Genomic DNA, 6,093 nt, shown 5'->3' with positions numbered 1-6,093 from the left:
GATGAACTCCTGCCCTGGGTCTGGAAAGTCGGAAATCCTGTCAAGACTTGAGCGACGTGCAACGCCCGGACGCTTACTTGCTGCCTCTTGCCCCGTGCGCCTCAAAGGCTGCGACGTCCAAAGAGGCGCCGGGGCGCGGTTTGACGGAGACCTCGTCATCGCTGCGATTTCCGGAGGTCGGACCCAGGGAACAGTTCGCGACGCTGCGAACTGGCCGCGAAAAGTTTGCGCACCGACGGTGACGAGGAGACCTCGACGGAAGCGTCTTCGCTGGACGAAAGACCGGAAGCGGCCAACGGCCCGGACCGCACTATGAACAGCGGCGCGACCTTCCAGGTGACGGCCTTCGCATGAGCGGCGGTGAGCGCGCCGGGTGCATCACCGCCGCCCCAGAAAGGGCGGAGCATCGCAACATAGGCCCGGGTTTCAGCCGGCAGCGGGCGGCCCCTCAAGGAGGCTTCGTAACGCCCCGGCCCCGCATTGTAGGCGGCCAGGAAGCCCGGTGAACCGTATCGATCATACAGCTCGCGAAGATAGGCGGTGCCGGCAAGGATGTTGTCGTGTGGATCATAGGGATCGTGGCCGAGTTGATGACGAAGGCGCAGCTCGGCCCAGGTTCCGGGCATGATCTGCATCAGACCCACTGCACCCTTTCGCGACACGGCGCGTGGGTCGCGGGCGCTTTCCAGGTGCATGACTGCCCGTATCCAGAGCTGAGGAAGGCGAAAGCGATGCGACGCTTCGGCGATATGCGCGGCATAAGGATCGTCCGCCGATTTGCGCGAGACCGGCGCTGATTGTGCGACGGGCCCCGTCATCGCGTGGCAGAAAATCAGCATGCCACCGATAAGCCAACGTGCTTCCCTGCGACCAGGCAACCAACCGACGCGGCGCCTTTCGTCCGCACATTTCGGTGCCGATCGCCGACTCATCGAGCACGCTCCGGCCGCGATTTCGGCCGGATCCAGCGCAGCGACCAGGAGCCATTGTCGGATCGCAACAGACTGGCGCGAAAGCGCCGACCAAACAGCGGATCCTCCAATCGGCACGACAGATAGTCGCCAGCCGTCTGTCCGGTTTCCTTCCAGGCCGCGCCGACCTCGGGGCCGCTGCCGTCGCCGATGTGGATGCGAAAATCCGGCGCTTTGCCGTCGCATTTTTTGGCGGGGACGAGCACCAGTTCGGCATCCACGAGCAGCGTTCGCATGCGCCCGGAGTAACCAGGTTCAGTTTTGTGAAAGACGCCGATCTCGGCCATGGACTATCTCCTTCGTCTTGTTGGCTGGGCTGAATTTCAGTTCGCTGGAGCGAGCCAGGTGTAGTGGCCATCGCCCGTTTCGTCGGTCCAAAGCGGCATCGCACGTCCGACGATCGAACCCACCGGGAACGGGCCGAAGTAGCGGCCGTCGAGACTGTCCTGGACCTTCCGGTTCACGACGAAGATTTCGGCGGCGGCGATGATGCGGCAGCCCTGCCAGTCAGGCAGGGCACGTCCCTCGCGATCGCGCTTCAGTGCGGTGCCGATCGTGATCCCGTCGACCATGACGACGCCAGCAACGCGACAAACCTCGTGTCCAGGAAGCCCTTCGATGTGCTTCAGCATTGGCACACCGAGCGGAAGGTAACCGCGCTCGGCGGCAAACCGAGCGACGCTCTCGGGCGGTTCGATGACGGCGAGCGCGCCTGCCGTTGGAACGGCCATTCTCCGGATCGCATAGAGGCCGAGGGGCGCGCTGGCCGATGCGTTCCATACGAGCAGCGGCGGCATGTCCACGGCAGCGGGGGCGATCGTCGCGGCGAGGGCCGCGAGCGCCGCGGCCATGCAAGCGACGCGGCTCATGATGTCGCTCGCTTGCGCAACAGAAAGGCCCGATGCTGCTCGAGCGAATAGGCACAGAGCGTTCCGCCAGCAACCAGTCGGTTGTGGGTCTGACGCCAATAGTCAGGGGCGGCGCCGACCGGATCGAGGCTGATCGCCTCGATCGCATCGATCAGTTGGAGAACCCGCTCAACCTTGTCCCAGCCTGCGATCTTGAGCAGGATCTCGCCGCCTGGCCGGACATAGGGCAGCGTCTGATAAGGTTCGGCGGGCAAGACGGCGCGCACGATATCGATGCGCGAAGTGATGGTGCCAAAGTCATTCGCCGCCCAGCGGACGAACGCAAAGACACTGCCCGGCGCAAATCCGATGACGCGACGCCGCTTGTCGATGATCGTTTCATGCGCAGGGCGTCCGAAGCGGATGCGATGCTCGATACGCTTCTCGATCCAGATCAGCTCGACCGTGGTGAGGCCGCCGCGCGCCGTCGCTTGAGAAGACGGCGTCATATGCCGTCTCCCTCGCGCCGGCCGACGCACCGCCGCTTCTGCTCTACGCCGCCAGTCCTTGGCTTGCCCGCAAGACTGTTAGATTGAGAGTTAGACTCTAAGTTAAGAGGCCGATTTTCCGTTTCGTAGCCGTCGCATAGAGCCGATAACGGTTCCCGAAAGCACGATGATGCGGTTCCCGATGGCACGATAGTTCGGGTTCCCGATGGCACGATCCTGTCAACAGGCCTCGGCGCCGGTTCGAAAGCCAGCATCACGCGGCCGCTGGCTTCGACCTCCGTGAAGAGAAGATACCCCGGCAAAGGCTGGCGGCGCACGATGTCACGTAGCTCGAAGGCGAAGCGCTTGAGCGGCGACAGGCTGCCGGACTTCCGATGCAGGTGGCTGATATCGAAACGCCAGCCGGCGCGCTGGCGTCCGCCATGCTTGCGCACCAGTCGATAGAGCCAACGCTCCAGGCCGCCCGTCAGCCCAAAATAGGCCCGGTCGATTGTCAAGATCAGCGCATCGTCCATGACGGCGCGATAGAACCAATCGGGCAGGATCAGTTCGACGCCAAGCGGGCGACCGTTTTGACCGCAGCGCTCCTGCCACTCATTGATCCACGAGAAGCGATGACGGCGGCCCTCGGCCGGCTGGCGAATGGAGGTGACGACGCTTGTCGACTGCAGGCGGTCGAGCGCGGCCTTGAGACGCTGGTAGTCTCGCTTGGAGACGCCGCGGCCGATGAAGGTAAGCATCTCATATGGCGTCGCGGCCATCAGGCGGGATGTGCGCAATCCGGCGTCCCGAGCGTTGACGATCTGGCTCGCGGCCCAGATCAAGATATCGGCGTCCCAGATCGTCGCCATGCCGTGATCGGGCATTGCTTCGACACGGATCGCAACATCGCCGGCGTGAAAGTCGATCGGCGCAACGCGCCTGGATTTGGCGAGGGAGAAGAAGGGATAGGCCATGAGGTCCTGCGCATCGCGTGGCGCCACGACGCCCGGCAGCGCCTGGAATAGGTCGAGCTGTTCGCGCTCCAATGGTGGGCGTGGCCGTGCCGACATTGGGGAGATCGGCGGGCTCAGCGCCTTTCGCGTCCGGCATAGGGGATCAGGCGGGCGGCCTGAGGCTTGGCGGGCAGCAGCGAGCCATACGGATCGGATGTCGATGTCATCGCGCCGCGCTGAACCCAGGCCTGGAGGTCGTCGATGGCGTAGACGACGCGGCCGCCGAGTTTGCGATAGGCGGGCCCTGTGCCGTAGGTGCGATGTTTCTCAAGTGTGCGCGCCGAGAGACTGAGGAAATGCGCGGCTTCAGAAGTGCGCAGGTAGCGCGGCGGCAATGGCGCGGCGTCGGTGTTCATGAGGTGTCTCCTTCCGGCCGTTGCGGTTGAACGGCGATCGATGGCCAGGATGGAGGAGCAAGGGCACCATGATCAGGTGCGCAATTGAGGGGCGCTATTTCGCACCGCTAAGAGGCCTTCGGCAGCGCCGCCGGCGCGTGCTGCAATTGGCGGGCGCCGCGCGCGACCATCTTCACGCCGTCGCGCATCAGCAACGTATCTGATGACAGAAGGCCCGGTCATGGCGGCCTGCGGCGCGGAATGCCCGCGCGCCATCATCAGGAGACGCCCCGCCCGGTACCGGGCGAGGCGTCTGCCAGTTCACTCGCCGTTGCGGCGGCTGGGGCGGGACCAGATGAGGCTGTGGCCCTCGCCTTCCTCGTCGGCGAAGAGGTTGGCGTAAATTGGAGCGGTGAAGCTCGGATCGTCCAGCTTGAGGCCGAGATAGTCGCGACCTTCGTTGGAGCGCTTGGACCAGGCGGCGCCGATCTCGGCCTTGCCGACCACGACGCGGTGGCTTGGTGCGTTCTCGCCGCTGGCCCGGGTGTCGGGGACGATGCGCACGCCTTTGGCCTGGACGCTGAGGGTGACGATCTCGCCGGCGAACTCGTTCGCACTGGTCTTCTTGAAGATGCCGATGGTAGCCATTTTCAGTCTCCGTTTTCGTTTCCGAGCCCGCACCATGCGACCTCGATGGCGATCGTGAGGCCGGAGGCGACCGCCGCCGCATCGCTTGCGACCGCAGCAAAGCGGAGGATGGCGCAGGCGCGCGTTTCTTGGTTCCGCGAGGAATGGGCTTTGCCCAGGGGAAGAAACTCGCGCCGCGCCATTGCGGCATAGGCGATCGAGGCTTCAGCCGTCCTTCGGCCAGATCAGCCCGTTCGAGAGGTCGTTGGTGCGCTCCGCGAAATGCCGAGGGAGGCAATGGCGGCATGCGGGATCAGCAAAGATTAAGCGGATTGTTTCGCCAGCGGATTTCCTGACACGGACTCGGCAAGTACTGCATCGAAGCCTCTTTCCCTCCAGTGCCAAGCGCACGCTACCTTTGAGCGGCTCACTGCTCGGATCGAGATGCCTTCGCCCGCACTGCAGAGTCGACGGGTCGTGCTACGGGCGCAAGGCCATTTGGATCGCCCTTCCCGCAGATCTATCATGACGTTTGCTGTACACTTGGGAATGGGGAGGAAGCCTCTGGATGCACCTTTTTCGTCGCGCGGCATTGTAAGAATGTCGCGCTGATCGTTGAAATGGCGTCCATATTCCGGGCTGACCGCAGCGAAGCACGCCTGCGAGAACCGAAACCTGCCAGTCCGCTTCCCACCCCATTCCTGACGGACGGCAAGGTTCTTCGGTGACAAACGCGCCACCCGCGTTACGTTGTTTCGCCGCTCAACGTAGGCCCACGCTTCGCTCGGCCAGGGCAGCGCCGCCATAGTCGACCCCAAGATAGGAGGCAGCGCCCTACAGGCCGCCGCTGTCCGCTTCTGGGGAGCGTCGACTGGAACCTGAATGTCTGGCTTTAGGCGCAAAAACGCCGTTCACTTCAGGATCGTAGGCTTGGCTTGGAGACCACGCATCAAGTGAACCAGGCGGCGTCGAAACCCCTTCAGGAAAGGCGCCGTCGCGCGCGAAGCAATTGGCGGTAGCCGCGCTCGACCATTTTGAAACCGTCCCGCACTAAGCGATGCGTCTGATATCGAAAAGCCGAGTCGTGCCAGTCGGCAGCACTGACCAGTCGCCGACCGAACAAGGCGGTAGCGACTTCAAAATGGGATGCCTGCTCTTCCCGGCCATCGAGGCATCGCAGCATGTGGCCAAGGCGCCGGCGCTGGGCCGCGGTCAACTGGGCGTCAGGAAGGTGTTGCCTGCGGATCAAGCGGATGAACCGCTCGATGGCTTGGAGCCGGTCGTGCGCCATGTCGTCCAGCGGGATGATGGCGGCGAGCGGTTCACCTGGCTCCGCGTCGCCGAGAAGCGCCAGTTGTGTGCCGCCAGACCGCATATGAAGGCCGACCTCGTCACGCCGGCCCGCGACCAGCGGGACGTCGGAGGCGCTGCCCTGGCCCGTGTGCAGTTCGGGCGGAACCTCGACAAGGATGATGACCCCTGGATCGATCTGAGGCGCCCAATAGACGGGCTGCTCGACCGCGGACTGGTCAGGCCGAGCGGCGAAACTGCAAACCCCAGCGCTTGCGTAATGCGCGCCTCGCCTTAGCCGAGCGGGAGGTTGCGAAGTCCTGCTGATAGTGCGGGTTGCGTCGCAGGAACTCCCAGGCGATCTCGTCAGCGGCTGCGCCTTTGACGAATGCATATGCCTGTGGGTCACGCCACTTCGATGTGTCGGGCTTCATCCGCGTCCTTCCCTTCTCAAGGATTGATAGGGGTACGCGGCGTAGAGCGAAATCCTTGTATTCCGTCATTGACGAATGGACGAC

The 6,093-nt window shown here is 63.9% G+C and carries 9 protein-coding genes; all 9 read right to left on the bottom strand.

The features are described 5' to 3' along the window. Window positions 1-155 precede the first annotated feature (155 nt). The 9 genes from FJ492_RS27810 to FJ492_RS29375 all read right to left on the bottom strand — a co-directional run bounded on the left by FJ492_RS27810 (window position 156) and on the right by FJ492_RS29375 (window position 6,009). Entirely contained in the window at window positions 156-818 is a 663-nt protein-coding gene (locus FJ492_RS27810; RefSeq protein WP_246676152.1) for a lytic transglycosylase domain-containing protein, read from the bottom strand. 110 nt (window positions 819-928) lie between these two features. Next, the gene (locus FJ492_RS27805; protein WP_140751536.1) at window positions 929-1,258 is read right to left on the bottom strand and encodes a DUF736 family protein; all 330 of its coding nucleotides are present in this window, start codon (window positions 1,256-1,258) and stop codon (window positions 929-931) included. Between the two features lie 36 nt (window positions 1,259-1,294). Continuing rightward, window positions 1,295-1,840: a S26 family signal peptidase gene (locus tag FJ492_RS27800; protein WP_140751534.1), complete on the bottom strand. Its 546-nt coding sequence runs from the start codon at window positions 1,838-1,840 to the stop codon at window positions 1,295-1,297. Next, window positions 1,837-2,328 carry a DUF2840 domain-containing protein gene (locus FJ492_RS27795; protein WP_140773491.1) on the bottom strand — a complete coding sequence of 164 codons (492 nt, stop codon included), beginning with the start codon at window positions 2,326-2,328 and terminating at the stop codon, window positions 1,837-1,839. Before FJ492_RS27795 ends, FJ492_RS27800 begins: the two co-directional genes overlap by 4 nt. Further along, complete coding sequence (locus tag FJ492_RS27790) at window positions 2,325-3,380, bottom strand: replication initiator protein A (RefSeq protein WP_140773488.1); 1,056 nt, start codon at window positions 3,378-3,380, stop codon at window positions 2,325-2,327. The genes FJ492_RS27795 and FJ492_RS27790 overlap by 4 nt, the downstream gene beginning before the upstream one ends. Before the next feature lie 17 nt (window positions 3,381-3,397). Next, a complete protein-coding gene (locus FJ492_RS27785) occupies window positions 3,398-3,679 on the bottom strand; it encodes a helix-turn-helix domain-containing protein (RefSeq protein WP_140751528.1) in 282 nt (93 codons plus the stop codon). Between the two features lie 300 nt (window positions 3,680-3,979). Then, the gene (locus FJ492_RS27780) at window positions 3,980-4,306 is read right to left on the bottom strand and encodes a DUF736 domain-containing protein (RefSeq protein ID WP_140877000.1); all 327 of its coding nucleotides are present in this window, start codon (window positions 4,304-4,306) and stop codon (window positions 3,980-3,982) included. A gap of 958 nt (window positions 4,307-5,264) precedes the next feature. Next, window positions 5,265-5,576, bottom strand: coding sequence for a DUF2285 domain-containing protein (locus FJ492_RS29380; RefSeq protein WP_246676151.1), 312 nt, complete (start codon window positions 5,574-5,576; stop codon window positions 5,265-5,267). Between the two features lie 238 nt (window positions 5,577-5,814). Beyond that, window positions 5,815-6,009 carry a DUF6499 domain-containing protein gene (locus FJ492_RS29375; protein WP_140751526.1) on the bottom strand — a complete coding sequence of 65 codons (195 nt, stop codon included), beginning with the start codon at window positions 6,007-6,009 and terminating at the stop codon, window positions 5,815-5,817. Window positions 6,010-6,093: the final 84 nt, after the last annotated feature.

The sequence above is a fragment of the Mesorhizobium sp. B2-5-4 genome, from assembly GCF_006441095.1.
GTDB classification, from domain to species: domain Bacteria; phylum Pseudomonadota; class Alphaproteobacteria; order Rhizobiales; family Rhizobiaceae; genus Mesorhizobium; species Mesorhizobium salmacidum.
Note: the sequence above shows the minus strand (reverse complement) of the source record. Positions and strands in the feature narration are given on the sequence as shown.

Coding starts and splice junctions, on each gene's coding strand:
- FJ492_RS27810 (WP_246676152.1), bottom strand. CDS start 818: ATGACGGGGCCCGTCGCACAATCAGCGCCGGTCTCGCGCAAATCGGCG.
- FJ492_RS27805 (WP_140751536.1), bottom strand. CDS start 1,258: ATGGCCGAGATCGGCGTCTTTCACAAAACTGAACCTGGTTACTCCGGG.
- FJ492_RS27800 (WP_140751534.1), bottom strand. CDS start 1,840: ATGAGCCGCGTCGCTTGCATGGCCGCGGCGCTCGCGGCCCTCGCCGCG.
- FJ492_RS27795 (WP_140773491.1), bottom strand. CDS start 2,328: ATGACGCCGTCTTCTCAAGCGACGGCGCGCGGCGGCCTCACCACGGTC.
- FJ492_RS27790 (WP_140773488.1), bottom strand. CDS start 3,380: ATGTCGGCACGGCCACGCCCACCATTGGAGCGCGAACAGCTCGACCTA.
- FJ492_RS27785 (WP_140751528.1), bottom strand. CDS start 3,679: ATGAACACCGACGCCGCGCCATTGCCGCCGCGCTACCTGCGCACTTCT.
- FJ492_RS27780 (WP_140877000.1), bottom strand. CDS start 4,306: ATGGCTACCATCGGCATCTTCAAGAAGACCAGTGCGAACGAGTTCGCC.
- FJ492_RS29380 (WP_246676151.1), bottom strand. CDS start 5,576: ATGGCGCACGACCGGCTCCAAGCCATCGAGCGGTTCATCCGCTTGATC.
- FJ492_RS29375 (WP_140751526.1), bottom strand. CDS start 6,009: ATGAAGCCCGACACATCGAAGTGGCGTGACCCACAGGCATATGCATTC.